Source organism: Saccharopolyspora shandongensis, from assembly GCF_900106995.1.
In the GTDB taxonomy this organism is placed as follows: Bacteria; Actinomycetota; Actinomycetes; order Mycobacteriales; family Pseudonocardiaceae; genus Saccharopolyspora; species Saccharopolyspora shandongensis.
Genome location: NZ_FNOK01000023.1, coordinates 88,773 through 91,594 on the forward strand (window position 1 = coordinate 88,773; position 2,822 = coordinate 91,594).

2 protein-coding genes are annotated in these 2,822 nt (G+C 70.5%); both read left to right on the forward strand.

From position 1 onward, the window contains the following. Positions 1-25: 25 nt before the first annotated feature. The gene (locus BLW84_RS23830; protein ID WP_093268989.1) at positions 26-706 is read left to right on the forward strand and encodes a type VII secretion system-associated protein; all 681 of its coding nucleotides are present in this window, start codon (positions 26-28) and stop codon (positions 704-706) included. Positions 707-970: 264 nt separating this feature from the next. After that, positions 971-2,260 carry a YrhB domain-containing protein gene (locus tag BLW84_RS23835; protein ID WP_093269035.1) on the forward strand — a complete coding sequence of 430 codons (1,290 nt, stop codon included), beginning with the start codon at positions 971-973 and terminating at the stop codon, positions 2,258-2,260. Positions 2,261-2,822 lie beyond the last annotated feature (562 nt).

Sequence of the window (2,822 nt, forward strand, 5' to 3'; positions counted from 1 at the left end):
GAACCAGGTACGAAGAGGGCGAGCAGTGCAAGACGCGGACAGCACGCAGGAAACGGCTGAAGAGGCCCAGGAACGGGGAGACCGCTGGTTCTTCCTGCCCGACCCGAGCTGGGAGCCGGACGGCGATGACGAACAGCCGCCGCCGGAGCTGATCGTCGGCTCGTGGTTCGTCACGGCCGACGGCGTGAGCGGCCCGTTCCAGGGCAACCCCGCGTACGCGCCCCCGTCGCCGGCGTCCCCGACCGACCCGGTGGACGCGGCGATCCGGCTGGCGATCGAGGAGGACCCGCCCGCAAGCGAGCCGGTGCTCAACGCGCTGCCGTCGGTGGTGCTCGGCATCGCGCTGGACGACGAGGGGAACGCGCTGGTGGCCTCGCTGCCGGACGAGGTGCAAGCCGTGCTGGTCACCACCGCACCGGTCAACCGCGGCTACATCGACGTCCCGGGTTGGCAGGAGGCGATGCTCTGGCAGATCGCCGAGGCCCTGCCGGAAGGCGTGGACATGGTCGTGAACCCGGGTGCACCGGTGTCGATGCGGCTGCAACGCGGAACGGTGCTCGACGCGGGGGTCCGGCCGGAAGGCTTCGAACCGGCCGGCGCAAAGCCGGCGGATGCGGCCCCCGGCGCGGCGGATCCGACCGGTGCGGAACCGGACGGGAACGGCGCCACGGAAACCGCTGTCGCGGAGGACCGGCCCAGCACGTGACACCGCGGACCGCGGCACCAACGCGAAGCGGCGCCCACCGGTGGCGAAGGGCCGTGCCGGGAGACACCGGCCCAGAAATCGACGATGAGCTGCAACAACGGCTCGGGACTGCGTCGGTGGGGGTTTTCCCGTATGCCGTGTGCGGACAGGCGCGGAAGCCGGGGCCATGGCCCACGATGGGCATGCTCGACGGCTGTTCCAGCAGGGCGCGGCGGCCGGAGCGACCAGAGGCCGAGCTGCCGGACGAGACATACCGAGGTGACGATGAGCGAGGACCCCGCCAACAGGGCAGCGCAGTGGCTGGAACGAACGTACGGGGGTCTGGTCACCCTCACCGATGATCAGCCCCTGCTCGACGGTGACCGGACCCAGCTGTTCGGCTGTGACTATGTGGGTGGCTCCGCAGAGCCGCTGCTGGCTGCCACGATCGCGGTGCCCAAGGACGGCGGGCAGCCGTTCCCGGTCTCCAACGCCGACCCGTTGGACGAGGAGCTGAACGCGGCGCTGGCGATGGACCTCAACCCCGAGCCGTGGCGGTGGCGGGTCAACGCGCGCGGCTGCCTGGTCGCGACGGACGCCGCGGTGGACCGCCGGCCGGCTTCGGCGCTGCCGTGGGCACCGGCGGATGAGGCGCCCGGCTGGTGGGACCGGATGCTGGCCGCGCACTTCCCGGACGCCGAGGTGTTCACCGCGTCCACGTGGGCGGACGTGACATCGACACTGCTGGAGGGCGGTCCGGGCACGCGCACCGCGGTGTGGCTGCGTCGGCAGCTGTCCGGAGCCGAGCTCACCGGCCACCTGCTGTACGGCTTCCAGGATGAGAAGCAGGCGGTTTTCCTGGACGGGCAGCGGGGTTCGCTGGCCCGGCTGGACGACGACGAGATCGGTCAGCTCGTGGTCGCGCGGTTTTTCCGCCCGGTGGTGACCGAATCGGCGAACTTCACGGTTCCCTGGGAGGCACCGGCGCCGAACTTGCAGGCCGCGCTGGACAAGGCGACCAGCTGGCTGGAGCACACCTACCCGGAGCCGGTCGTCGTCCTAGGGCCCGGCGACGAAGACGAAACCGAACGCGGCTGGCTGTTCGCGTGCACCACGCAGCGGTTCCTGGATACCGGCGAGTGGCAGGACCAGATGCTGGACGCCGCGTTGGTGGTGCCCAAGGAAGCAGGCCAGGCACCGTTCGGGCTGCCCAACAACGACCCGTGGTCCTACATGTCCGGATGGGATGCCGGACGAGACGGGATCGGCCGGCCCCCGGCGCCAGGGGCGGCCGCCTGGTACGCGCCGACGATGCGCGAGCTGGGCACCCCGCTGAGCTCCACCGAGCACCGCAGCTGGGGCGAGGCACTGACGGAGATGGCCGACACGCCGCAGGATTCGCGGGCGCTGGTGTGGATCCGCCGCCAGGACGCGCGCGGTCGGGAAACCGTCGGCAACCTCCTGGTCGCGGTCAACGAGGGCGGCGAGATCCGGCTGGTCGACTCGATGGCGGAGGACGGCCTGCCCACCTTCGACCAGGAGCCGTTGGCGGTGCACGTCATCCGCTACCGGTGAGGCCCGGGGAACGCGGGTCGTACCGGTCCAACCCCTATCGGCGTTCACCGCGTCGGGACGGCCGCCGTCGAAGCACAATGGCGGTGCCGGTGATGTAGGAGGTGTGGGGGCGCCCGCAGAATGTCGTGGCCGCACCGAATTCCGTTGGTTCGCCGTAGCGCCCGGCCGGGATCGCAGCCGCCGAGGCCGCTCGTCGCTGACTGGCGGTGGCTGCGCTCGTTCGCCGGATTCCGTTGAGAGGAGCGAAGTGATGGGAGGCTACCCGTTCCGTGGCAGCTCGGGGGTGCGATTCCGCCGGGCCGCCCGACGAGGATCGACCTGCGCTGAAGCACATTGAGCTGCACTTGACCGTCCACAACGGAATCGCCCTGTCCTGGTGGATCTCCACCACCGCAGTTCGGGGCGTTGGTGGGTCACCATTCGCTGCGCGACGGTCGGGTGTACATGGAATTTCCGCGTGACGGGGGACCGAGTTTCTTCCGCTTCCGCAGGTAGTCGTGCGGCCTGGTTGTGAGGTGGCGTGGCCGGCGGTATGAGTTCGAATCGGATGGTGTGGTGAGCG

Excerpts from the sequence above, each read along its gene's own strand:
- BLW84_RS23835 (WP_093269035.1), top strand. The coding sequence starts at position 971 with ATGAGCGAGGACCCCGCCAACAGGGCAGCGCAGTGGCTGGAACGAACG.